The following is a 23857-nucleotide window of genomic DNA, read 5'->3' as shown; positions in this document are numbered from 1 at the left end:
TGCGGCTCCAGAGGCTTGTCCTGCTCTGTCAGTGCAGGTAGCCCGTCCCCAGCGCCCGACACCTCTCCCCCTTATTCCGCGCCGAATGCCTTTCGGATTGCGTGCCTCATGGCCTCTATCGGCGGAGTGGCGGCGTCCGGGCGCAGGCCCAGGACCAGGCTCGAGACCGGCATCTCGCCGCTACCCAGATCGACCTGCCGCAGGTTTTCGCTCATGCTCGTCTCGCCAAGCAATCCGGCCGCGATGCCGGCTTCGAGAGCCGCGGCGACGCCGGCGACGCTCTGGCTGGAATAGACGACCCGGAAGGGTCGGCCCGCCGCGCGCAAAGCGTCCAGAGCCGCGTCGCGCCACCAGCAGTCGCGATCGAACAGCGCGATCGGAAGCGGGTCCCGGGCCAGAAGATCGTGATGGCGCGAGACCATCCAGCAGGTTCGCTCCCGGCGCAGGACGTCGGTCCCACGCGGCGGATGCGCGACTTCATAAATGGCCAGATCCAGAGATCCCGACGCCAGCGCATCGGGAAATCCCGCGCTCATGGCACAAGTGACTTCGAGATCGACAAGCGGGTGGGATTGCGCGAATTCCCCGACAATCCTTGAAAGCGTTTCCTTGCTCTGGTCGTCGGGAATGCCGAGGCGCAATCTGCCGTCGAGATCGTCCGAGGTGAGGTCGCGCAGGGCCGCGTCCAGCTTGCCGGTCACCTCCCGCGCCACCGGCAGCAGGCGCTCGCCCGCTTCGGTCAGAACAACGCCGCGCCCGTGCCGTTCGAAGACCGGGTGGCCGAGCGTCGCCTCCAGTTTCCCGATCTGCAGGCTGGCGGCCGATTGCGACCTGAAGATCCGCGCGGCTCCTTGCGTGACGCTGCCGGCTTCGGCCACCGCGAGAAATGTGCGCAGTATATCGCTGTTGAGCTGCGCCATCGGATATCCTCATGACTGTATTGTGAATTACCCGTTTCACATATGGCAGACAATCCCCGACAGTCAAAGAACCGTTTCAAGGAGGCTGCCATGTCCGAGCGTGCGGAAGTCGTTTCCCGCCCGATATTCCGAACCGTTGCGCTGCTCGGATTGCCGGGCCTGGCGGTTGCGGGAACGCTGATCTGGCCCTGGCAGGCCTGGGAGATGGCCCAGTTCGTGACGCTTGGACTGGTGTCGGTCGCGCCGCTTGTCATTGCGGGCATTTTTCTCTCCGCCTGGATGATGGCCAGCGGCGCGGACGCTCACATAGCCCGGGCATTCGAGGGACGGGTCTTCACCGCCATCCTTGCGGCCTCGGCCATCGGCGCTGTGACACCGGTCTGCGGGGTCACGGTCCTGCCGATGATGGCCGGCCTGCTGGCCGCCCGCATTCCGCTGGCGCCGGTCATGGCCTTCTGGCTGTCGTCACCGGTCACCGATCCGGCGATGCTGGCAACGACGGCAGCGACACTCGGGATCGGTTTCGCCGCCGGCAAGACGCTCGCGGCCTTCGGCCTCGGCCTCTGGGGCGGGATGGTCACTTCGGTCTTTGCAAAAAAAGGCTGGGCGAAGGCCGCCCTGCGCAGCAACGGCATCACCGGCAACCTGTCGCAATGCGGTTGCGGCACACCTCTGCCCTTCGATGCCTGGATCTGGAAGGACGCGGCGCGGCGCGGGATCTTCCGCCGCACCTTCACCGCCACGACACGGCTGATCCTGATCTGCCTCATCCCGGCCTTCGCGGCGGAATTCGCGCTGAATGCCGCCCTGCGGCCGGAAGCGCTGGCGGCCTATGTGGGCGCCGATGTATGGTGGGCCATCCCCTTTGCCGTTTTCGTCGGCGCGCCGGCCTATCTGGACGGATACGCCGCCCTGCCGCTGACACGCGGCCTGATGGAGCACGGCATGTCGCCCGGGGCGGCCATGGCCTTCCTGGTCTCCGGTGGTGTCGTCAGCATCTGGGGCGCGATGGCGATCTTTCCGGTTCTCAGGCTGAAGCCGTTCCTTCTCTATCTCGCCCTCGCGGTTTCCGGGTCGCTGATGGCAGGTTATGTCTATGGTTGGCTTGCGTGAGCGCTCAGGTCAGTTCTTTCAATCCGGCCGGTGTCTCGATCCGCGCCCGGTACCGGACTTTATCGCCGCGGACGATCTCCGGTGGACGATCGATGGAGAGCTGGCGATACAGCGCACCGATGGCGGCAGGCTCTGGATGTTCGAGAGTGAGCGATCTGAGGCGGGCGCCCATATCGGGGATTTCAGCCATCGAGGTGGGGTCGCCCCAATGGTCGATGAGCGAAGGCGCAGCGCCGTCGAGGGGCAGCGAGCCATCCTCGGGAATGGAGAAGGCGAACTCCGGTCCGGCGGGCGGAAGCGGGACCGTGCCGCCGAAAATGGCGCGGCGGTTTGCTGCAACGGTGTCGATTGCATCGGTGGCAGCCACCCAGCCGCGCAGCCGCCGGCCTTCAGTCCAATCGGCCCTGACCTTTTCCTGATTGTCGAGACCGAACCAGCGCGCCCGCCCGGGGTCTGTGCCGTCCGGGTCAAGCGCCACGATCTCGAGATAGACAGAGTTTCCGAGCTGAAGCCGATGATTATGCGTCCCCATGTACGCATGGCGCGTCCCGAACGGGACATCGAGGCCGAGGCACTTTTGAACATGCGACACCCCTTCGACCAGCGTCGGGGCTATGACCGTGATGTGGTCGAGCTTCAGCAAGAGCAGTGACCTCCATTGCCGGCGGGAGCGACTATATGATCCCGTCCGCCCTAAAAAACGCGCAGCCCAAGTTGACCAAGCAGGTCGGCTGCTTGTCTCTTCGATATGACGGCCCCTTTGAAGCGTCGGGCGTCAGTCAGTTTTACACCTCCCAAATCAGCACCGCGCAAATCGGCGTTCTCAAACCGGCATTCCGTCAGGTGGGCATCCCGCAGAGAGCAGTCTTCGAAAACCGCATCCCGGAAATCGCAGAACCTCATGTCCGTTTCGCTAAAATCAACTCGTTTCAGCGTCATTTTTCGAAACGAAAGCTTCGGCAGAACGGCGAGAACCAACAGAACGTCTTCAAGTTCAAGGCCGATGGCCTTTGCTTCCCTCAGATTGGCGCCTGTCATCTTGCAGCGGTGGATCGTGACGGCGGAAAGCGTAGCGCCCCGGAAATCGGTGTTGCTGAAGTCTCCGCCCTCGATTGTGCCATCCTGCATGTCAGCGCCGTGGAAGCTGGATGCCGCGGCTCTGCATCCCTTGAAGCAAGCTCCTTCGAGCCTTGCTCCATTGAACGAGGCGTGTTTGAGATTGCAGCGATCGAAACACCAGTCTGACAGGTCCAGTCGCGATAGATCCAGATCCTCAAGATCGCAGTTTGTAAGCGTGACCGCCTGTCCTTCCCTGCTGATGCGTTCGATATCGGCGCGGGAAGGCTTCAAATCGGTCAGGAGGGTATTTTCCGATGCCATACCCCTACTTCGCAGAGCGGCCCGAAACACGCAAGCTGCGCGAAAGTTGAACAACAACTAAGTCCGCTGATCGGACACAACTTTAGCAGCCACTCACACTCGGGCGGTGTGTAACCTCGTTCGGGAAATTCCCTTTTGCACGGCTGAAACCATAGCCGGCACTAAAGCCACTTTGATTGGACGTCTAAAAGCCGCCATTCAAGGAATGTGAAGTGGACAGGTGGCGCTTGCTGGAGCCAATTCGAAACGTCCCGCCTGCCGGGGCGGCAGAACAGTCTGCAAATGCGGTCAGACAGGTTCCTGTCAACTACGATTGGTCTTACCTGTCGATGTCGGTATTAAACCGGTCCCATAGTGAGGTTATCTCCGCAGACAGCGTCATTGGATCGAAAGGCTTTACGATGATGCCTGCTGCGCCAAGCTTCATATAGGCCTCTTGCTCATGAATTTGAGCCTTGGCTGTCATGAAGACGACCGGGATATCCTTCGCTCCGGGCATCTTGCGAAGATGTTCCAAGGTTTCCGGGCCGCTCATTTTTGGCATCATAACGTCCATCAAAATGAGCTGCGGAGCGAACTCGATGACCGTCTCAAGCGCTTTTGAGCCGCTGTCGCAATGTTTAGCGTTGAAGCCACCGAGATCCTCAAGGGTCATCATGACGACTTGAGCGATCGACTCGTCGTCTTCGACGAACAAGATCCTTGTCAACTTCTCAGGCATTGTTCACGCTAGCCTTCTCATCAGGCAGGCAGACAGGCAGAGTAAAGGTGAAGATCGACCCCACGCCTTCTTCGCTCTCGAATTCCACTGTACCATTAAATGCTTCGATGATTTTCTTGGTAATGTTCAATCCAAGCCCGCTGCCGCCTTTCATGCGGGTTTCGGACCCATCCGCCTGAGCAAACTTTTCGAACACCTTGCTGCGGAAGGCCTCGGGGATACCCTGACCGTGATCGCGCACCGAAATTGACGCCTCGCCAGCGGAATTCAGGGACACGCGGATTTCAACCTTGTCGCCTTCATCGGAAAACTTGGCCGCGTTTGACAACAGATTGACCAGCGCCTGGTTGAACCTGTCCTGGTCGAGTTTCACATGGACTTCCGGCACGTCGAATTGCTGTTCGAATTCGACACCATATTTTTCAGCGAAGGACTGCTGTCTCTCGACAACATCGCTGACAAGACGGCAAATTTCGACGGTCTCCAGCCGGTATTCCATCTTGCCGGCGGCGATCTTTTCGATGTCGAGTATATCGTTGACGAGACGAGACAGGCGCTGACAATTGTCATAGGAAAGCTGAAGAAGCTTTTGGCTTTTCTCGTCAACATTGGCGCCGGCCTTGGCCATAAGCAAACCCAGAGACCCCTGAATTGACGTGAGAGGCGTGCGCAATTCATGGCTGACGGTTGAAATGAATTCATCCTTCATGCGATCGAGTTTCTTGCGCTCACTAACGTCCTGAAGGGTGCCGATAACGCGGGTTGGACGTTCTCCTTCCTCGCAGGCGACTTCCGCCTGAAGCTGCACGACCTTCTCTGCACCATCGGACAGCAGGAGGCGGCAGTCGATGTTCAAGGCGCCTCGATTGTTCAGCAGCCTGGTCATTTCAGAGCTGATCAGCGACCGGTCGTCGGGATGAATGAAGGCAAGGAACAGGTCTACGGTCTTCGAGGCTTTGTCGGGCTTCGTATTCAGGATGCGATTGACTTCATCGGACCACCAGAACACGCCGGTTTCAATGTCCAGTTCCCAATTGCCAAGGGAGGCAATACGTTGTGCCTGAGCCAATCTGTGCTCGCTGATCGAGAGACTCCTGGTCTTTTCCATGACCATTGCCCGAAGCATTTCGCTTCTGCCACTGACAAGCAGGAAGAACGAGGCAATAAATCCGGTTATCAAAACGCCGCCCAACAAGATGATCCAGGAATTCGCCGAGCGATTCTGAGCAAGGAATTCCGGGGTCGGGTTGATTTCGAAGCGCCAATGGCGGCCGGCAAAGTCAATGAGCGTTGTGACAGTGAACTGTGTCGCGCCACCGAAAACGCCCGTTTCGTCGAGACCTCCGACACCGTCGTCGGCGCGCCGGCTCTGAAAGAGGAACTGTTCGTCGGGACGGGCGCTGTCGTCAAACAGACGGAAAGTGAACTGCTCCCTCGCGATGTCATCAAGCGCGGCATTTACAATGTCGTCACCTCTGAGAACACCGACCATATAGCCGTCAATATACTGTCTGCGTTCCTCAATGGTTTCGGGGGCGGTTCCCTGCTTGTAAACGGGCATGAAGACGAGCACGCCAAACTGTTCGCCCCTTTCCTGCACGAGTGTAATTCTGCTGGTCGCGACCGGCTGTCCGGTGTCCCTGGCCTTTTCGAATGCCTGTCTGCGGGTCGCGTTCGACCCGACGTCGAACCCGTGTGCGCCCTTGTTGATGTCATACGGCTCGATAAAATGCACAGCGATGTAGTCCTGACGATCGGAAACGGGCACCAGTTTGCCGGTGGCGTCCCGCTGGACGACGGCAAATTCCTCAAAGCCTTCGTCTCGCGTCTGCTGCTCGAATTCCGCAAGATCCTGCGGATAGATCACCGGATTCCAGGACAGCGCCTGAATGCCTTCGAATGATCTGAACGAACGGTCGGAAAACGCCTTGAAAATCTGCCTGTCCAGGTCTGGCGACGCAACGCGCAGGCCGGCAAGGGAATCGAGCACGTTGATATGTTGCTCAAGCGTGCGTTCAAGCGCGGGAGGAAGTGACGCGGCTTGCCGGGCAAAATTCAACTGCAGGCGCTCACGATCAAAATTCGTTCCGGCCACAGTCAATATGACAGTCAGCATGAACGATACCAGGATCGGCACCGTCACCATCATGCGCCTTGGTTTCCAGTCTGCCGAAAAGCCCAGGATCCAGACCAGAGACAAAGGTGCGAAAATAAACACGCCGATCGTATCGCCTGCCCACCAGGTCCCCAGATTTGTCAGATAGTCCGTGATCGAGACTTTGCCGGCGGCGTAGAGAATCGACGTCCCGATGGTCGAATTGATCAGGCATGCGACAGGTCCCGCCCAGAAGAAAAACGAAAATGCCTGTTTTTCCGTTTCGAGGCGGTTTGGATATCCTGCAAATTTATGCACGAGGACGGAACTTGCCACCGCTTGAAGAACCGCCCCTACGGCAATACCGGCAGGGACTGCCGCGGTCTGCAAAACATCGCGAAGAGATCCCGCTTCAGTGTCCAGGCTGAAATTGGTGAGAAAGGATCCAATAAAGATACCGGGCCATACCCTGTGGCCGTAGGCCAATATAACGGCCACGGCAATTCCGGAAGGCGGCCAAATCACGGTTGCGTAGCCAGGCGGGATGGCAAGCTGCAACCCAAACTTTCCAAGCGCAGCATAGACGATGGCTATTGCGAAAATTCGCAATATACTTAAAATCATAAGAAGATTTCTTTCTACCACTTACTGCATTATTTTTATTTTTCGCCTTCTAAACGTATCTGCAAAATATTTATACAATCTATACGCTGAAATTTATGTTATCTCCTTAGTAATAACATCCGCAATTAAGGCAGTGCTGTATATATCATCATAAATACTATCTGGCTGGCAGTGCCGCACCTCCAACGAGCTTTGGCACAACCAGCTTTGACAGTAACTGTATGGTGGGCACATTCTATCCCGAATTGTGGGTACACACGGCTTTACGACGTGATGCCTCCGGTCACTTCAGCATGATGAACGGTGCGATAAGGTCGATCGCGGCCTGTGGCTGTTCTTCCATGATCCAGTGACCTGCATCGGGGATCACGGCTCCCTGTACCGAAGTGGCGACAAACGAGAGTTCGCTCGCCATTCCCGCTCCAAACGAATGATCGCCCCCAATCGCCAGAACCGGAATGGAAAGCTTTCCGTCTTTGGCCAACAGGGCCTGGTTGTCCCGGGCATCCTGGGCGAATGCGGCGAACTGTCCGCCAAGGGCGTTGTGCATTGCGTGCGGCAACGCATAGAGCGCCGCATAATGTTCACGCGTCTCCTCATCGATGGCTGACGGTGTCGCTGACAGGTCGTTGTAGAATCGGTCGAGGAGGATGCGCTCCCGACCCGCGACCAGCCTTTCGACGTCGGGTCCCCGAAAGTTGAAATGCCAGGTCCGCGGATTGAGCAACACCGCATTCCAGTTGCCGATTCCGGGCAAGGGCGCATCGATGACCACCCAACGGGTGATCCGGTCACGATACTGTGCCGCCAGCGCGTAACCGACCATATTGCCGATGTCGTGGGTGACGAGGACGGCATCGCTTGCCCCGAAATGGTCCATCACACCGGCGATATCCTTCGCCTGATTGATCTTCTCATAGCCGGTCTCCGGGTGAGCGGACAGGCCCATGCCCCGAAGATCCGGGACGATGACGGTGTGATCCCTGACGAGGATCTCGGCAAGCGGTTGCCACATGTCGCCGGTATCGGCGAAACCGTGCAGCAGCACGACAGCGGGTCCTGTGCCGCCGGCGCGAACATGAAGAACCGTGCCGTTGGTTCCCACCTTTTCCTCATGGAATGTGGCGGAATAGGGCGTGACAGCCGGCGCCGGCTTGGAAACAGCGGAAAGCGCCAGAAACGACAGAACAGCAGAAAGGATCAACCGCATGGGACTGACTTTCGGGTTGGTTGCGGGAACTTCAGAAAAGCACCTTGCCGATTGACGTATCGCCGTCGGCGGACAGTGTCCGCCCGGCGACGAACGCCGCTTCTTCGGAGAGGAACAGAATATCACGGCGGCTGGTTCGCCGGATATTCAAATCCGTCGATTTCAAATTCCCGTCAGCCTTGCTCCGCCCGCTGCTTCCTCACCTGTGACCGTTCTGTCCGGCAGAAATCGTGGCCTTTTTCGCCAGTGACAACAGGACGGATTTCACGAACGATCCGGAGGTCAATGCCAAAAGGAAGAAGACGCTTGCCCGAGCAATTTCAATTACGTCCCGGGGGGCTCTGGGGATAGGCAATCGATAGCCGAACTCATGCGCGGGCTTGGTCACGACCATTCGGTTCAGGAAATCACTCGGCGTTGGAGGACGGTCAAAAATCGCGAGCCGAACCCTGCTTTGATCGCTGCAGAAAATCAGTCGGCAGTCGGACCAATAGCGCTTCACAGTTGTGTAACGCGCAAGAACACTTGGAACTCAGCGTATTTCCGGGAACAAGTGGGTTTTCGCAATTTTTGGTGGTTTCCTGCCAATTAGGCCGAGAGTTTAAAGAATGACCGCGCAACTTCATCTGGCAAAGAGAACATGAGCCTTTGAGGTGGGCACTCGAACCGGAAGCGTTTAGCCTGGTTGCTGCCATTCAAAAATATTCAGGCGCGCGCCCGGTATGCGGACAAAGCAGTCATTAGCTCGTATGCCGGACGATGAGCTTGCTCGCCAAATCTGACCTTGCTGCAAAGCGGTATTTGGCATAAGCCACATCCATCGCGAAAAGCGACGGCTTCCCTGTCGAGAATTCAGACGGACAGGAAAGAAGGTCGAATACACGCCAGCGCGCATACTTTAGCGTTGCTCGGTCAGCGTCTCCCTGAAATCACCCGGTACCAGTCGGGCTAGATCGCAAGACCTGTGCGCCGGTTCAGCGCAGGTGCTTTGCGTTGATCGGAACGCGTATGAACAAACCGCTCGTTATCATTTTCACCACGATCATGCTTGATGCTGTAGGCATAGGCCTGATTTTCCCAATCTTGCCCTCGCTGTTGCGCGAGGTCACACAATCCGAAAACGTGGCCCCCTATATCGGTGCCATGATCGCGCTTTATGCCGGGATGCAATTCGTCTTTGCCCCGGTACTGGGCGCGCTAAGCGACCGTCTTGGGCGACGGCCCGTCCTGTTGATCTCACTCGGCGGGGCGGCGATCAACTACATGTGTCTGGCCTTCGCGCCAAGCCTTTGGCTGCTGTTTCTGGGCCGCGCCATAGCGGGACTGACCGGCGCCAATGTTTCGGTCGCGATGGCCTATATCACCGATATTTCAGCCGAGGGTCAGCGCGCCCGCCGCTTTGGCCTGTTCAGTGCAATGTTCGGCGCTGGCTTCATCATAGGGCCCGTGCTGGGCGGCGTGTTGGGCGACCACTGGCTGCGCCTGCCATTCATCGTGGCGGCGGCTCTGAACGGCGGCAATCTCGCGTTGGCATTTTTCATGCTGCCGGAATCGCGCAAACCCAATGGCGAGAAGGTCGGCCTTGCCACCCTCAACCCGCTGCGACCGCTGAGGTGGGCTGCCAAGATGACGCATGTCCTGCCAATCTTGCTCCTCTTCTTCCTGTTCAGTGCAACAGGTGAGGCCTATGCGATTTGTTGGGCGCTATGGGGCAGCGATACCTTCCAGTGGGGCGGGTTGATGATCGGTCTGTCGCTGGGCACATTCGGGGGCTGTCAGGCTTTGGCCCAGGCGTTCCTTCCCGGCCCGGCGGTCAGGCTGCTGGGAGAGCGAGGTGCGATTGTGGCCGGGATCGCCTGTGCCTGCACTGCACTGACCATGATGGCCTTGGCCAATCAGGGCTGGATCATATTTGCGATCCTCCCGCTTTTTGCACTCGGCGGAATTGGTGTGCCTGCGCTGCAATCACTGGCGACGCGGCAGGTGGAGGATGCCCTTCAGGGGCAATTCCAGGGCGTTCTGGCCTCTGTGGTCAGCCTCGCCTCGATCACGGCCCCGGTCGGGTTCTCGAGCGCCTATTTCAGTGTTCAGGCACAATGGCCGGGCGCGATTTGGCTGACGGTGGTTGCCGTCTACGCGCTTAGCCTGCCTCTGGTCTTGCTACTGCAACCGGAAAGGAAGGTGCGTTAGCGTCAAGGCAGGTCGCGCCCTCGGTAATCCAATCGTTCCTCTTTCCCAAAAGCGTGGCAAATGACCGTGCCACATGCACACGATCCTTGAATGTCGTAGTGGCCTTGAATGTCGCAATGAACTCGAAACTGCCTGGAATAGCTGCTCGATTTGAGACCCTTTCATGCAAAGCGGCGGTTCGTCAAATCGCTGCAATTGGTAAAATGGGCTCCAAGCCAACAAGTGCCGCACTTCGATCAAACGGGTGCAACCAACCCTGCTGTAACGCGCAACTTCAGTTGGCAGTTTGAGCTTTTCCGGGATTAAGTGGGATCGAGCGATTTTTGGCGATTTTCTGCCACTTCGGCCGAAACCAAGCGAAAACGATCGCGCAACTTCACTTGGCAGAAAATACGGCGATTTGCGGGAAGGCGAAATGCGCCATCTGAACAAGCGCAATGAATTCAATTGCCGCGCAATTTCAAGGTAGCAACTTTTTCCGGAATTTGGCGGCGAGTTGCTACCTCGTAAAAGTCCGCAGAAGTCTGCGGTGGAACGGTGACAGGTCCCGAATTCACCTCATGCCAAGGTAGCAACTTTCAAGATCGGTTGAAGGGGCGTTTCGGAGCGCTTCAAACGTTCGTCAAGTGCCACCGAATTCCGCCCTGCCCTCGACCAGAGTTTCCATATCATACGTTATGCGAATCCGGCCCCTGACGGCCGCATGCCGGGCTCGTGGCCTTTCCGGGGCGCGGATGCCGAATGGCGGATGGCCAACAACCGCCGTCACCGGTCAAGATGCTCCAAAGCGGACTGTCGACATTCTTCTCGGGACTGGCAGCTATGCGGACGAAGTTGCCGTTCGTGGTTTTTAGGCGGATGGCCGCTTTTATTAGCCTGCCGGTTGTTCCAGCTCTAAAATGTTGCCTTCCGGATCGCGGACATAGACGATCAAGTGGGGCTGATCCTGCGTGCCGAAGTTTGTGACTTCCCCTTGCAGACTTCCACCCGACTGCACCACCGTGCTGATAGAATCGTATAAGTCATCTACCTCGAACGCGAGATGTGCATATCCGGTTTCGTTGACCGCAGGCTTAGGTCGTTCCAAGGTCTTGCTGTAAGCCAATATCTCCAGAAACGGCCCCTGAACGTCAGGCAAGTTTAACCAGATTGCATAGATGTCGGAGTTTGGAAGACCGTTACCACGCGAGACGATTTCCCCAGACAGTCGTTTTGGCGGTCTTCTTTCAACGAACCCAAAAGCCCTTTTGTAGAAGGCCGAGAGTGCGTCTGCATCGCGTGCAGTCAGACTTACATGCAACAACTTCAAAACCGGTGCCCTTATCTGGTTCGACGGAGTTGGCGCATAGGCCAACCGCTAGCAAAGCCGACCTTCATATGAAGTGCGGCATCGGTCAATAGGGCTCAAACCGGACTTCTACCGCATATGAAACGAACGGCAGCGATCGAGTTTTTGAGAACATTTCATGTTGCATGTTATGCGAATCCCGCCCCTGACGGCCGCATGCCGGGCTCGTGGCCTTTCCAGGGCGCGGATGCCGAATGGCGGATGGCCAAAAACCGCCGTCACTGGTCAAAATGCTCCAAAGCGGACTGTCGACCTTCTTCTCGGGACTGGCAGCTATGCGGACATAGCAGCCGTCGGACCCATTGAGTTGAAAGTCCGCTAAGTTCAGTCGGGTGGTCTTAAAAGCTACTGTTCTGGCTTGCCAGATACCAAAAGCCGAACGGCGAGCCCGAGGAAGAATACCCCTGCGATCCCGTCCATCCACTTTCCGAAACTCGTTCGGGCCAGCCAACCTGAAGCCTTTCCAGCGGCGAGGCCAATGCAAATAAGGAACGTGATACCAATGACGTTGTGAATACACCCCAGAAGGAAAATTTGGAGACCGATATTGCCAAGCTCAACATTTATGAACTGCGGCAAAAGTGCCAAGTAAAACACGACCACTTTTGGATTCAGGATGTTTGTAACCAAGCCGCGCCGGAAAACATTCCAAACAGAAACTTCTACAACAGCTTGATTAGGATCAAGATTGTTTGAGTGATTCCACCACGATTTGAACGCCTGAACACCAAGGTAAGCGAGATACGCTGCCCCTGCATATCTTAGTATTTCAAAGGCTGTAGGTGACGCTGCGACAATTGCAGAGATGCCCAAAGCAGCTGCCAATGCGTGAAGCACTGATCCAGCGCCAATTCCAAGAGCTGACGCGATAGCTCCCTTCACTCGATGTTGCATTCCATTGGCGACAACGAAGAGCACATCAGGTCCGGGGGCAATCGCAAGGGCCGTTGCAAGTAGAATGTAAGCAGTGGTCAACGTGGGATCGAGTATCACTGGGCTACCTCAGCGTCAGGGCGATTTCCGGTAAGTGGACTTTGGCTGCAGAGCAGAAACTTTGCAAGAAGGGCTCAAACCAGACCTTTGTGTAACGCGCAAGAACACTTGGCACTGAAGGCTTTTCCGGGATTAAGTGGGAACGAGTGATTTTTGGCGGTTTTCTGCCAGTGCAGGCGGGATTGGACAAAACCGGGTGCGCAACTTCACTTGGCGGAAAACTCTGACGCCCCAAGGCGGACGGATTGCGCCATCTGAAAAAGCGCAATGAAATCAGTTGCCGCGCAATTTCAAGGTAGCAACTTTTTCTGGATTTTGGCGACGAGTTGCTACCTTGTGAAAATCCGCAGAAGTCTGCGGTGGAACGGTGATAGGCCTCGAAGTCGTCTCATGCCAAGGTAGCAACTTTCAACCTAGGTTGAACGACCGGTTCAGAGCCGGGACGAATTTCACCAATGATCTTGGAGTAGTCGCATGGCTGGCAAGCCCCTGGAACGGACAAGAGCCGCAGACTGATGCTCTGTGCCCAGGGCCAGTCATTGGGACATGGTTTCACGCCAGCGTCGATGCTCCTTGCGCAGGCGCAACTCAATTGCATCCAAAACTGCAGCGTAGTCGAGGTTGGATGTGCTACGAGCAGCAAGTTCTGATGCAATAAAAATTGTTTCCCAAGCAGCATAGTCATGGAATGGGTTAAGACCTATTACATTTCCTAGTGTTTCATCGTTCGCGTTTGGCGCTGTGATCATACTTGCGAAGCGCCCTACAGCATCGTCCATATTCCAGTCCGATATGAAGAGCAGCAATGCGCAAAGGGCAAGCAAGGAAACCGGCACTCCACTCAATCGGTATTTCCAAGGACGCACCTTCTTGGGAAAGTCTGAGTTTGAAGCAAAGAAGAAGGCCAACTGCACGGATTTATCGTAGTAAGGTTGCAGCACAGATGTATCAAATACCTCTTGCCCGAAATACTTATCCAAAAGCTTTTTTGCCCGACCATATGAGTTCTCAAGGGAGCCCACTCTTTTTTTTCTCTCACGTAACCACTGCAACAGATCAAGATGGTCTTCTGTAAACTGATACTTTGCAGCTTCTTTCCATTTGAAATTGGGCATCTCTGCATGGACCGGCTGGAACGGCCAACGATGGTATGATGGATGTCGCCACAGACTCTCCATCCAATCGATAGCGTCTGGCGTTGTGGTCACGCGAATACGCGTTTTGAGTTTCAACTCGAAGAACCATTGGCGCATGGCGCGGATCGAGCCCTGATCGAATATTCCGATTTCAATACCCTTGCAGACTAATGCACGAACATAGCGTGTCTCCGCGCTTCGTTCAGTCGCAAAATCGATCAAGCTATCGTTCGACCGCATAGTCGTTTCATTGCTAAATTCGCAGAATGCGTGGTGAGCGTCTTGCCCGGTCAGACTTATGAACCTGAAATGAGGCTGGCGTAGCGCCTTTGTAGTCGAACGTGATTTGGCTTCTCTTACAATCTGGGCCCCTGCAGCGCCGCAAGAAGAACACACCACATCTTTTCGGATCCAATCTCGTTGCTCGGACGAGATGGCATCAATCGAATCAACCTCTATCAGCACTAAGAGCTGCTCTGGATCAAGTTCTCGTCTGAAATGGGATGAGAAAGCTGTTTTAGGCATAACCAAGACGTCCCTATTATACTGCCAAAATCTTCCGCCTACGGCTCATCAACACAGCCGACTCGCAGAGTGAATAGCTCTCCGAGTTTTCTGGACGCCCTTTAGGTTACATTATCGGCAGCCGTTCAATCTCGACGTTTCATATTCCAAATTATGCAAATCTAGGCTCTCCGGCCCGGTCCGCTACAAGCGGCGCGCAAGGCTGCAACTAGTCTTTCCAGTTTTGGCTGATAGTGTCAGGTCCGTTGTTAATGTGGCGTCTTACGATGTCCGCAATCTCCGATCTGCCTTGCATCGCAAACGACATCGCGAGCTGAGGAAGTTGGTAGGAATTGCCGTTCGCCTTCATGAATTCAACAAATGCCTCAACCAGGTTTTCGATTTGGTCGAAGGAACGTCCAGACGACGCGTCAGAAATCACTCTTTGGGCAAAGGCTTCAACTTCAACGCCAGAATGAGGAGAACTTAAATAATCAATCCGCTCCTGGCCGGAATGCAAACGCTGTCTTTCCTCCATCCGTTTCCGAGCATCGATCGCCTCTGAAGGCGTTACCCGGAAGGCAGTTTTCCGCGCAGCGGCATCATGGCTGAACTCAAATCCAACACCGTGTTTGATCGCAAGCTTGGCCAGACGCTCAACCGTTTTGGCTGAAATTGGCGTTTCTGCAGACGCCGCTTGCTGAACTTCCTTAGCCGCCTGTGTCCCTTTGAACAGAGATCTCAACCACGCAGCAAATTTGGACATATGACCGGTAGCCGTAGCAATACCGGTAACAGCAGACGCAGCGCGACCCGCCAGGATGAGATAGTCGTAGATCAAGAAGCCGGACGAGCCGGTTTCGAAACGGGCCAGAACGAGGCGACTTCCAGTCAGCCGCTTGTAGTCCGTATTGAGATCGCGAAGAACATTGGCAATCTCGGATGCATCGAGCGGTTTTTCGTTGTGTATGATGAGAACCAGCGCATGCTGACGTTCGGCTTCCGAAAACTCGATTTCCGCCATCCCAGTTATTTCCCCCCGATTTGCCTGCGTTCACTCGGAACGCCGTAAAAGTCTTGTTCTGAGACCAATTGCCAGACCGGTAGCGCCTCCGATTATCGAACCACCTCCGCGAATCTGGCTACAGCCTTCATACCGAACTGAATATCCTCGAGTTTTCTGTACGCACTTCAGGTTACATTTCCTGGTCCCGTTCAGTCTCGGCGTTTCATATTGCATATTATGCGCGTTTCGCACGCTACAAGTGGATCAATCGTTTTTATCGGAAAAAGGAAAACTGGCTGGGGTGGAAGGATTCGAACCTTCGCATGCCGGTACCAAAAACCGGTGCCTTACCGCTTGGCTACACCCCAACGCCGTGGGAAAGCTGTATAGCGATGTCGTCTGGCGAGCGCAAGCCTTCCCGCGGCCGTTGCCCCTCCCCCCAGGCACGGTTTTCCCCAGACGGATTTTCAGGGCTTTCGGGACGCGGCGAGGCGCTACACCGGGCGCCTCTTCAGAACGGGGCCGGAGACAGAACCGGCCGGACGCTCGGGGAGCCGGTACGGGCAGCACGAGAGGACCGGGGGGCCTGCCACGCCGGGAGACAGCGCCGCGCGCGGCCCGCGCGGGAAGACGCGTCGACAGGAAACGACGCCAGCTTCCGGCCAGCGGCCCGACCGGCCTCGCGATATGAAAAAATACGCGCCGGATCAGCCTAATTCCTTGCGGTTTTTCAAGCTTTTCAAAAAAAGCGGCAGCGCCGAAGCAAAGCTCTTGCGGGGAGAGGTCAGCTTTGCTAAATGAGCCTCCACGCAGCGTGGCCTTGCCCGCTGTTCCCGGTGGGCCTGCTTAGTGAAGCCCAGTATCATGTCGGAGTGTAGCGCAGCCTGGTAGCGCACCTCGTTCGGGACGAGGGGGTCGGAGGTTCGAATCCTCTCACTCCGACCATTTTTTCAAAGATTTAGCGAAGAGTTCGCACCTGATGACACGGGTCCGTGACGGATCGAGATGTCAGGTCAGGCGACCGCGCCCCGTCCGGAAGCCCGCGAGCTCTCCGAGGCGCAGCCCCCCACAAATCCGTGAAGGGGCGTCTTACTCGCCCGGCACCTGGCCGATCGATCTCGCGGCGTCGATCTCCTTGTGGAGGCGTTCCTCCTCCTGGGCGGCGGGGACGATGAAGCGGCCGAGGAGGAGATAGGCGACCGGGGTCAGGAACAGGGTGGAGGCGGTCGCAAGACCCAGGCCGCCGACGATGACATAGCCGAGCGCGATACGCGCCTCCGCGCCGGCGCCGCTGGCCATGATCAGCGGCACACCGCCGACGATCGTGCAGATCATGGTCATCATTACCGGCCGCAGGCGAATGTTGGCGGCGTTCTCGATCGCCTCGCGCACGCTCTGGCCGCGGTCGCGCAACTGGTTGGCGAATTCGACGATCAGAATGCCGTTCTTGGCCATGATGCCCACCAGAAGCACAAGGCCGATCTGCGAATAGACATTCAGCGTCGTGCCGGTCAGCAGCATGGCGAACACCGCGCAGGCAAGACCCAACGGCACGGTCGCCATGATGATGATGGCGCTGATGAAGCTTTCGAACTGGGCGGCCAGAACCAGCAGGATGATGACGATGGCGAAACCGAAGGTGCGCGCCATGCTGGAGGACTGCTCGCCCAGCGTCGCGGTTTCGGCAAGCGGGATGATGCGGGCGCCGGGCGGCAGAAGCGGGTCGGCGATCCGCTGCGCCGCGCCATAGGCCTCGCCAAGGGCGACCCCGGGCGCAAGGGCGGAGGTGATGGCGACGGAGCGCAGCTGCTGCTCGCGGGCCAGCGACGGCGGCACGGCCTTTTCGGTCAGCGTGGCGATGGTGGAGACCGGAACGAAGCGGCCGTCGCCGGTCCTGATGAAGATGTTTTCCATATCCGTCGGGTCGTTGACCGGATTGGTCGTCGAGACGAATTTCACGTCGAAGGCCTGATCGTTGATGAACACCTGGCCGATCTTGCGTCCGTCGAGCATCGCCTGCATGGCCGAGCCGAGGCCGTTGATGTCGATGCCGAGATCGGAGGCGCGTTCCCGGTCGATGGAGACCGACAGCTGCGGCTGGGTGGCTTCCGTCGACAGGCGCACCTGACGGAAGCGCGGGTCCTCTTCCATCGCCGCTATGATGCGGTCCGCGGCCGCGCCGAGCTGGGCGTAGTCGCTGCCGGCGACGGCGAACTGAAGACCCGATCCCGCGCCCCGGATGCCGAGGCTGTTGGGCTGGAAGGCGAAGGCGCGCACGCCCGGAACATCGCGGACCAGGGCATTGACTTCCGACAGGATCTGCTGCTGCGAGCGGGTCCGGTCCTCCCAGGACGCCAGCCGCATCACCATGAAGCCGCTGTTCTTGGAACCGCCTGTTCCGGCAATGGAGAAGGTGCTGATGATTTCGCCACTGTCGCGATAGGGCTGCAGCAGATTTTCGATCTGCCGCATCTGCAGGGACAGATAATCGAGACTGACCCCTTGCGGGGCCGAAATGCGCAGGAAAGCCATGGAGCGGTCCTCGGTCGGCGTCAGTTCCGACTTGATCGTTCCGAACAGGGCTCCCGCCGAAGCGGCGAAGAGGACGGACACCACCACGACCACGAGCGGCGCGTCGAGGCAGGCTTTCAGACAGCGTCCGTAAAGCCCGCCCAGGAAACGCCCGAAAGCACCTACGGGACCGCTGTGACCTTCCTTCCGCTCACCGGAATGGGCCTTCAGGATACGCGAGGCAAGCATCGGACACAGCGACAGGGCGACGATGGACGACAGGAACACGGCGATGGCGAGCACGAAGCCGAATTCGCGGAACAGGCCGCCGGTCTGGCCCGGCAGGAACGACAGGGGCACGAAGACGGCGATCAGCGTGGCGGTGGTCGCCAGAACGGCGAAGAACACCTCTTCCGTTCCAAGAACGGCGGCCGCGCGCGGGCCGATGCCCTCGTTGCGCCGGCGTACGATGTTTTCAAGCACCACGATAGCGTCGTCGACAACCAGCCCGGTGGCCAGCACCAGCGCCAGCAGGGTCAGGATGTTGATGGAGAAACCGGCCAGATAGATTGCCGCCAGCGTGCCGATCAGGGCCACCGGCAGGGAGACACCGGGAATGAGCGTCGCGCGCCAGTCCCACAGGAAAATATAGATGATCAGCAGGACAATGCTGACGGCGATGGCCAGGGCGATCTCGACCTCGTGAATGGCGCCGTTGATGAAGGTGGCGTCGTCGCTGGTCACCTCGATTGAAGTCCCCGCCGGCAGGTTCTCCTGGATGCGCTCCACGGTGGCGCGCACGCCTTCCGATATCTCCAGCGTGTTCGACTGGGCGGAGCGGATGACACCGAGGCCGATGCCGGACTTGCCGTTGGCGCGCAGCTGGGTCTGGCCGAGATCCGGCCCGAGCGTCACGGTGACGAAATCCCGAAGCCGGGCGCGCCGGTTGACGATGATGTTCTCGAACGCCTCCGGCGTATCGATCGCGGCGGTGGCGCGCACGATCAGGTCCTGGTTCTGGCTGGTCAGGGATCCGGCCGGCGTGTCGAAAGCCATCGACGACAGGGCATTGGCCACATCGGCAATCGTCAGGTGAAGGCTGGCCATCTTGGCCTGGTCGATATCGATGCGGAAGATCTTGCTGCGGTCGCCATAGACCTGGACATCGGCGACGCCGGGAACGGCGGCGAGCGTGTCGGCGATCTCATCCTCGACCAGAACGGTCATGTCCTCGACCGTCATGCTGTCGGAGATCAGGCCGAGCCGCACCACCGGCTGCGCGTTGGCGTCCGCCTTGATGATCCGCGAGGGTTCGGCGTCTTCCGGCAAGTCGTTGACGATGCGGCCCAGCGCATCGCGCATATCGGAGGCGGCGACGTCGAGATCGACATTGTCCGCGAATTCGACGGTCACGCGGCTGCGGCCGAAGGACGACGAGGAAGAGATCGACTTGACGCCGGATACGCGCGCGACGGCGCCCTCGATGACACCCGTGACCTCGCGGTCGATGGTTTCGGCGGCGGCGGCGGGATATTCGGTGCTGACGGTGATGACCGGCCGGTCCACATCGGGCAGCTCGCGCACCTCGACACCGAAGATCGCGGCGACACCGGCCACCACGATCAGCATGTTGATCACGAATGCCAGAACGGGACGCCGGACGAACAGGCCGGTGAAACCGAGGTCCTTGAGACGATCCATCTTCATCGCGTTCTCACAATCCTTTACGAACCGCTTTCGGTCGAGGCCGGTCCGGGAGGCTCATCCGCTGACGGGGCCTGCTTGCGGCCGGCGATGGCCAGCTCCGCGCCCTGGCGAACGAGGTGAATGCCCTCGGTCACGACCTCGTCGGCGGGCGTGAGCGGTGCATCGACCAGCACGCTGTCCGTGTTGCGCTGGATGATGTTGACGGGCACGCGCGCACCCTTGCCCTCGCGCACTGTCCAGACGAAGGCACCGTCCGATCCCCATTGCACGGCAAGCGGATCGACCGCCGGGTATTCGTCGCCGGGAAATGTCATGGCCACCTGAAACGACATGCCTGCCCGCAGCTTGTCGGCCCTGTTGGGAATGCGCGCCCGCACCTGGAGCGTTCTGCTGTCGATGTCGATCCGGTTGTCGACGGCGCTGATCACGCCGGAGAAGGTTTCACCCGGGCGCGCCACGGAGGTCGCGGTCAGCGGCGAGCCGACCAGGATCGCGGAGGCGTAGCGTTCGGGAACCCAGAAATCGACCAGGATTTCGCTGCGGTCATCGATGGTGGCGATAACGGTCTGCGAGGAAACGTAGTTGCCTGCGGTAATGGGCAGAATGCCGACGACCCCGCCGATCGGGGTTTCGACCGAGCGCCGCGACAGGGCCAGTTGGGCTTCCTGAAGCTGCAGCCGCGCGTTCTCCACCTCAAGGTCCGCATCGGTGACCTGAACGGCGGTCGCCGTGTTGGTTCTGAGCAGCGCCTGCATGCGCTGGAGCCGCGCTTCCGCGTCCTTGAGCGCATTGGCCGCGCGCTCGACGGCGATTTCTTCGGCATCGGAATCGAGCCGGGCGATCACGTCCCCCGGCTTTACGGCCGCCCCGGACTTGACCAGAACTTCGGTCATCCGGCCGCTGGTATAGGGTGTGAGGGCAACGGACTGCAGGGCGATGCTGGTGCCGATGGCGGAAAGACGATCGTTGATGGTGACTTCCACCACAGGCGTGACGACGACCGCGCCCTGCGGTGCGCCCCGTCCGCGTCTTGGCTGCCCGTCGCCGTCCGGCGCGACCTCGGCCACCGCGAAGGACAGCCAGTCAATGCCGAGAGCTGACAATTGCGCCCCGGCGCCCGGATAGTAGCGAACCCAGATCACCGCCGCGATGCCGATCACGAGCAGGGTCAGCAAGAACTGTTTCCAAACCGACACTCACAAATCCCCTCAGCTTCAGCAATCCATGCTGTGTATTTTTACATATCCCCCGTGAAAATTATCTACGCCATGTCCCCCGTTCCAACAATCGAAATTGTGTCGCAAAATGTAGGCGCGGCAACACCAACCGGTTTACCTGTCCAAGGCTGGGGATTTTCACGCCCCGGTGGACATCATGCGCGCTTCGTCCAGCAGTTTCCTCAACACAGCATGATCGCCGATCTGGTTGGCCATCAGCAGGATAAGGCGGGCATTATAGGCATCGCTTTCAGCCTTGCTCAGCCCTTCATGCGCCGTCAGAAGATCGGCGTAAAAGGTGTCCGGCTCCTTCAGATTAGGACTGGTGATGATATCCGTCATCAGATCTCCCCTCCCTTGCCGAGCGCAATCGACAGCGCCGCTGTTATGGCCGTCCAGTCGAGGCTCCGCCAGCGGGCCGCGACATGCTGGTCCGGGCGAATCAGGTAGACCGCCTCTTCCGCTTCCCCCAGATAGCGCGCCCTCAGCTCCGGCCCGATGTCCTCGTGCTGAATAGTCAGACCCTTCAGCGGTACTCCGAGAAGCTCCGATCGCGCGGGCACCTCGATGCCAAGCCCCAAAAGCGTGAAGTCGCCACCGGCTCCCTCCAGCAGCCACGACCGGCCGGCCGGGGCATCCACCGGCGGGCTGCCGGGACGGGTGCGGGCGGGCAGGCCTTGCGCATCAGGGCCGTTCAACGGCGAGCCGTCATATGTGCAGGGTACGGAAAGACGGCCGGAGTTCACCATCGGCCGGGCGAAAGCATGACGCTCGGAGAGATCCAGAACCGCGTCGCGGAAGATCCGGCTGATCTCCGATTTCGGTGTAATGAAATCCGTCGAGCGGCTGCTCTGGAGAATATTCTCGTCCGCCGCCGTCTCGCGTTCGAAATCATATGATTCAATCAATGCTTCCGGTGCGTTGCCGGAAAGAGCCAGCTTCAGCTTCCAGCCGAGATTGTCGATATCCTGAAAGCCGGAATTGGCGCCGCGCGCACCGAAGGGCGAGACCTGATGGGCACTGTCGCCGGCGAAGATCACCCGGCCATGGCGGAATTTCTCCATCCGGCAGCACTGGAAGGAATAGACCGACACCCATTCCAGGTCGAACTCGACGCCCTCGCCAAGCATTTCTTTAAGCCGCGGAATGACATTTTCCGGTTTCTTTTCCTCGTCCCTGTCGACATGCCAGCCGAGTTGAAGATCGATCCGCCAGACCCCGTCCGGCTGTTTGTGCAACAGGGCCGACTGATCCGGATTGAAGGGCGGATCGAACCAGAACCAGCGTTCGGTCGGAAAATCCGCTTTCATGACCACATCGGCGATGAGGAAATTGTCCTCGAAAACGCGCCCCTCGAACTCCAGCCCGAGCATCTTGCGGGTGGGCGATCCGGCCCCGTCGCAGGCAATCAGCCAGTCGGCTTCCAGATCGTAGTCGCCGTCCACGGTGCGCACGGTCAGGGCCGTATGGTCCACCTTGCGGTCGAGACCGACGACCTTGTTGCCGCCCCTCAGTTCCACAGGTTTGCCCGCCACCTGCAGCGCCCGGATGCGCTCGACCAGGTAGAGCTCGCAATAATACTGCTGCAGATTGATGAAAGCCGGATGTTTGTGGCCTTCCTCGGGCAGCAGGTTGAACTCGTAGACCTGCCGGTCGCCGAAGAACACCTTGCCGACGTTCCAGACGACGCCCTTGCGGACCAACTCGTCAGCACAGCCGAGACGGTCGAGGATTTCCAGCGTCCGTTTGGAAAAGCAGATCGCGCGCGAGCCGGAGCTCACCTTGTCGTTGTCGTCCAGAACGACAACCGGAATGTCCGCCTGGGCAAGATCGATTGCCATGGCCAGACCGACCGGCCCCGCGCCGACGATGATGACCGGATGACGTGCCGGCTTGCCGGCGTCCTGGTCGGCGCAGCGCTTGTATGGATACAGCGGCGCTTCAAACAATTTGGTCACAGGCTCTCCTCCCGGCTCCCGCGTCACAGATATCTTTCGGCCGCCGGATGGCGTTCGAATTTCAGAAAGAACTCGTCCAGTTGCGGCGGCCCGACACTGGTGCCCGAAAGCATGGCGTGAACCTGACCGCGTGAACGGACCCGTGGCCGAAGCTGGTGCAGCAGGGCACAGCCCGTCGTTCGCGCGGGTCGTGGCCCGGCACCATGCTCATCGGTTAGCCTTGCAGATCCGCCCACATGTTCGCATCACGTTCCGCCGTCCAGATGCGCGGCGTGTCGATGTCGAGCGCTTCGTCATAGGCGCGGGCGACGTTGAACGGCAGGCAGTGTTCGTAGATCGCATAGTCGGAGAATTTCGGATCGCAGGCCTCCCGGCAGGCGTCCCAACCTTCCTTCAGGGAGCCGCCGCGCAGGGCGACACGGGCGACCGGCAGATAGGTCGAACGGACGAAATCCCGGGTGGAATCGAGCGCCGCGTTGACCATGTCCGGACCGATGAGCGCATCGCCACGACCGGGGGCGATGGCGTCGAGATTGAAATTGCGGATGCGCTCCACGGTGCCCGGCCAGTCGTGGAAGTGACCGTCGCCGCAATAGCAGGCCGAGTGATATTCGACGATGTCGCCGGTGAACATCACATTGGCGTCGGGAACGTAGACCACCATGTCGCCGGCGGTATGGGCCCGGCCGAGAAACATCAGGTCGATGCGGCGCTTGCCGAGATAGACGCTCATGCGGTCGGTGAAGGTGGTCGTCGGCCAGGTCAGGCCCGGAATGCTCTCGTGCCCCTGAAAGAGGCGCGGGAAGCGGGCGAACTCGCTGTCCCAGTCCTCCTGGCCGCGCTCGGCGACCATGGAACGGGCCTTTTCACTCATGATGACGGTTTGCGCGCCGTACGCAGAAGCCCCGAGCACGCGCACGGCGTGATAGTGGGTCAGCGCCAGATGGGTGATCGGCTTGTCGGTAACCGAGCGCACCTTTTCGATCACCTTGCTGGCAAGGCGCGGCGTTGCCTGCGCCTCGATGATCATCACGCTGTCGTCGCCGATGATGACCCCGGAATTCGGATCGCCCTCGGCGGTGAAAGCCCACAGATCCCGGCCGATTTCCGTGAAAGAGATTTCCTTCTCGGTCATATCTCCGGCGGATGCGAATTTTTTGGTCATCAGTTCTCCTAGAGCCTGTCACAAGACTTCTGTGTGGTACCCCCACCCCTAACCCCTCC

The 23857-nt window shown here is 58.8% G+C and carries 18 protein-coding genes and 2 tRNA genes; 3 read left to right on the top strand and 17 right to left on the bottom strand.

Translation table 11 applies throughout. The annotated features are described in order from the left end of the window. Nucleotides 1–71 precede the first annotated feature (71 nt). Nucleotides 72–920, bottom strand: a complete 849-nt coding sequence (locus CLV41_RS10255) for a LysR family transcriptional regulator (RefSeq protein WP_103222224.1) — start codon at nt 918–920, stop codon at nt 72–74. 90 nt (nt 921–1010) lie between these two features. Between CLV41_RS10255 and CLV41_RS10250 the strand changes: the two genes are divergently transcribed. Further along, a complete protein-coding gene (locus CLV41_RS10250; RefSeq protein WP_103222223.1) occupies nt 1011–2033 on the top strand; it encodes a permease in 1023 nt (340 codons plus the stop codon). A gap of 4 nt (nt 2034–2037) precedes the next feature. Here CLV41_RS10250 and CLV41_RS10245 read toward each other — a convergent pair whose 3' ends face one another. From CLV41_RS10245 to CLV41_RS28290, 6 genes are all read right to left on the bottom strand, one after another. Then, a complete protein-coding gene (locus CLV41_RS10245) occupies nt 2038–2676 on the bottom strand; it encodes a VOC family protein (protein WP_103222222.1) in 639 nt (212 codons plus the stop codon). A gap of 50 nt (nt 2677–2726) precedes the next feature. Continuing rightward, complete coding sequence (locus CLV41_RS28385) at nt 2727–3413, bottom strand: pentapeptide repeat-containing protein (RefSeq protein ID WP_103222221.1); 687 nt, start codon at nt 3411–3413, stop codon at nt 2727–2729. A gap of 319 nt (nt 3414–3732) precedes the next feature. Continuing rightward, entirely contained in the window at nt 3733–4134 is a 402-nt protein-coding gene (locus CLV41_RS10235) for a response regulator (protein WP_103222220.1), read from the bottom strand. Continuing rightward, nucleotides 4127–6853 carry a CHASE domain-containing protein gene (locus CLV41_RS10230; RefSeq protein ID WP_103222219.1) on the bottom strand — a complete coding sequence of 909 codons (2727 nt, stop codon included), beginning with the start codon at nt 6851–6853 and terminating at the stop codon, nt 4127–4129. The genes CLV41_RS10235 and CLV41_RS10230 overlap by 8 nt, the downstream gene beginning before the upstream one ends. 283 nt (nt 6854–7136) lie before the next feature. Then, complete coding sequence (locus CLV41_RS10225; protein WP_103222218.1) at nt 7137–8063, bottom strand: alpha/beta fold hydrolase; 927 nt, start codon at nt 8061–8063, stop codon at nt 7137–7139. 31 nt (nt 8064–8094) lie between these two features. Further along, the gene (locus tag CLV41_RS28290) at nt 8095–8229 is read right to left on the bottom strand and encodes a hypothetical protein (RefSeq protein WP_268952640.1); all 135 of its coding nucleotides are present in this window, start codon (nt 8227–8229) and stop codon (nt 8095–8097) included. 842 nt (nt 8230–9071) lie between these two features. Here CLV41_RS28290 and CLV41_RS10215 point away from each other — a divergent pair. Next, nucleotides 9072–10253, top strand: coding sequence for a TCR/Tet family MFS transporter (locus tag CLV41_RS10215; RefSeq protein WP_103222216.1), 1182 nt, complete (start codon nt 9072–9074; stop codon nt 10251–10253). An 871-nt stretch (nt 10254–11124) separates the two neighbouring features. Here the strand turns inward: CLV41_RS10215 and CLV41_RS10210 are convergent. The 5 genes from CLV41_RS10210 to CLV41_RS10190 all read right to left on the bottom strand — a co-directional run bounded on the left by CLV41_RS10210 (nt 11125) and on the right by CLV41_RS10190 (nt 15608). Next, entirely contained in the window at nt 11125–11562 is a 438-nt protein-coding gene (locus CLV41_RS10210) for a VOC family protein (protein WP_103222368.1), read from the bottom strand. Between the two features lie 384 nt (nt 11563–11946). Next, complete coding sequence (locus CLV41_RS10205; RefSeq protein ID WP_103222215.1) at nt 11947–12594, bottom strand: LysE family translocator; 648 nt, start codon at nt 12592–12594, stop codon at nt 11947–11949. 536 nt (nt 12595–13130) lie between these two features. Next, nucleotides 13131–14255, bottom strand: coding sequence for a hypothetical protein (locus CLV41_RS10200; RefSeq protein WP_103222214.1), 1125 nt, complete (start codon nt 14253–14255; stop codon nt 13131–13133). A 208-nt stretch (nt 14256–14463) separates the two neighbouring features. Continuing rightward, on the bottom strand, nt 14464–15258 hold the full coding sequence (locus CLV41_RS10195; RefSeq protein ID WP_103222213.1) for a hypothetical protein: 795 nt from the start codon (nt 15256–15258) through the stop codon (nt 14464–14466). Between the two features lie 275 nt (nt 15259–15533). Beyond that, nucleotides 15534–15608 (bottom strand) — tRNA-Gln (locus CLV41_RS10190). A 500-nt stretch (nt 15609–16108) separates the two neighbouring features. On the opposite strand from CLV41_RS10190, the gene CLV41_RS10185 reads away from it, so the two are divergent. After that, nucleotides 16109–16185, top strand: a tRNA-Pro gene (locus tag CLV41_RS10185). Nucleotides 16186–16329: 144 nt separating this feature from the next. Here the strand turns inward: CLV41_RS10185 and CLV41_RS10180 are convergent. The 5 genes from CLV41_RS10180 to CLV41_RS10155 form a co-directional block, all read right to left on the bottom strand. Then, entirely contained in the window at nt 16330–19458 is a 3129-nt protein-coding gene (locus CLV41_RS10180; RefSeq protein ID WP_103222212.1) for an efflux RND transporter permease subunit, read from the bottom strand. A 17-nt stretch (nt 19459–19475) separates the two neighbouring features. Then, nucleotides 19476–20654 (bottom strand): efflux RND transporter periplasmic adaptor subunit, encoded by a 1179-nt coding sequence (locus tag CLV41_RS10175; protein ID WP_103222211.1) that lies wholly within the window; start codon nt 20652–20654, stop codon nt 19476–19478. A gap of 159 nt (nt 20655–20813) precedes the next feature. Beyond that, nucleotides 20814–21017, bottom strand: coding sequence for a DUF2783 domain-containing protein (locus CLV41_RS10170; RefSeq protein WP_103222210.1), 204 nt, complete (start codon nt 21015–21017; stop codon nt 20814–20816). Next, complete coding sequence (locus tag CLV41_RS10165) at nt 21017–22633, bottom strand: FAD-dependent oxidoreductase (protein ID WP_103222209.1); 1617 nt, start codon at nt 22631–22633, stop codon at nt 21017–21019. The genes CLV41_RS10170 and CLV41_RS10165 overlap by 1 nt, the downstream gene beginning before the upstream one ends. A 214-nt stretch (nt 22634–22847) precedes the next feature. Further along, nucleotides 22848–23798 carry an MBL fold metallo-hydrolase gene (locus CLV41_RS10155; protein ID WP_103222208.1) on the bottom strand — a complete coding sequence of 317 codons (951 nt, stop codon included), beginning with the start codon at nt 23796–23798 and terminating at the stop codon, nt 22848–22850. Nucleotides 23799–23857: the final 59 nt, after the last annotated feature.

Source organism: Roseibium marinum (genome assembly GCF_002906165.1).
GTDB classification, from domain to species: domain Bacteria; phylum Pseudomonadota; class Alphaproteobacteria; order Rhizobiales; family Stappiaceae; genus Roseibium; species Roseibium marinum.
The sequence above is the reverse complement of the archived record's forward strand: the minus strand, read 5'-3'. Positions and strand labels throughout refer to the sequence as shown.

What these genes read in the sequence shown, in the direction of transcription:
- CLV41_RS10180 (WP_103222212.1), bottom strand. Translation starts at nt 19,458, where the DNA reads ATGAAGATGGATCGTCTCAAGGACCTCGGTTTCACCGGCCTGTTCGTC.
- CLV41_RS10250 (WP_103222223.1), top strand. Translation starts at nt 1,011, where the DNA reads ATGTCCGAGCGTGCGGAAGTCGTTTCCCGCCCGATATTCCGAACCGTT.
- CLV41_RS10230 (WP_103222219.1), bottom strand. Translation starts at nt 6,853, where the DNA reads ATGATTTTAAGTATATTGCGAATTTTCGCAATAGCCATCGTCTATGCT.
- CLV41_RS28385 (WP_103222221.1), bottom strand. Translation starts at nt 3,413, where the DNA reads ATGGCATCGGAAAATACCCTCCTGACCGATTTGAAGCCTTCCCGCGCC.
- CLV41_RS10215 (WP_103222216.1), top strand. Translation starts at nt 9,072, where the DNA reads ATGAACAAACCGCTCGTTATCATTTTCACCACGATCATGCTTGATGCT.
- CLV41_RS10225 (WP_103222218.1), bottom strand. Translation starts at nt 8,063, where the DNA reads ATGCGGTTGATCCTTTCTGCTGTTCTGTCGTTTCTGGCGCTTTCCGCT.
- CLV41_RS10155 (WP_103222208.1), bottom strand. Translation starts at nt 23,798, where the DNA reads ATGACCAAAAAATTCGCATCCGCCGGAGATATGACCGAGAAGGAAATC.
- CLV41_RS10195 (WP_103222213.1), bottom strand. Translation starts at nt 15,258, where the DNA reads ATGGCGGAAATCGAGTTTTCGGAAGCCGAACGTCAGCATGCGCTGGTT.
- CLV41_RS10255 (WP_103222224.1), bottom strand. Translation starts at nt 920, where the DNA reads ATGGCGCAGCTCAACAGCGATATACTGCGCACATTTCTCGCGGTGGCC.
- CLV41_RS10170 (WP_103222210.1), bottom strand. Translation starts at nt 21,017, where the DNA reads ATGACGGATATCATCACCAGTCCTAATCTGAAGGAGCCGGACACCTTT.
- CLV41_RS10235 (WP_103222220.1), bottom strand. Translation starts at nt 4,134, where the DNA reads ATGCCTGAGAAGTTGACAAGGATCTTGTTCGTCGAAGACGACGAGTCG.
- CLV41_RS10200 (WP_103222214.1), bottom strand. Translation starts at nt 14,255, where the DNA reads ATGCCTAAAACAGCTTTCTCATCCCATTTCAGACGAGAACTTGATCCA.